This is a genomic window from Escherichia sp. AM3 (genome assembly GCF_032029835.1).
Classification (GTDB): Bacteria; Pseudomonadota; Gammaproteobacteria; order Enterobacterales; family Enterobacteriaceae; genus Escherichia; species Escherichia coli.
In genome coordinates this window covers 1-236 of sequence record NZ_JAVUPQ010001306.1, presented here as the reverse complement: position 1 = coordinate 236, position 236 = coordinate 1, and the positions used below count along the sequence as shown (strand labels likewise).

The 236-nt window shown below is 40.3% G+C and carries 1 protein-coding gene; it reads right to left on the bottom strand.

From position 1 onward, the window contains the following. The coding region (locus tag RTW80_RS30810; protein ID WP_312722060.1) for a transglycosylase SLT domain-containing protein at positions 1-236 on the bottom strand (236 nt) is incomplete at both ends.

The following is a 236-nucleotide window of genomic DNA, read 5'->3' as shown; positions in this document are numbered from 1 at the left end:
CTGGTAATCTGCATTAAACCTACTGAGTAGCGGCGATTGCGTGATTCAATATTTTGAACAATTTTTAATGCATCCTCCTTTGTTTTAGGGAAATGTGAAATCACACCACTATCGCCCTCCTTTCGTTCATTCTTAGGAATAATTTCAGCAATAGCATATGGATTAAAACCAGATTCAACCCTTGCTACTTCTTGCGCTGTATCTGGATGAATGCTGGCCGCACATTGCATAGCAAG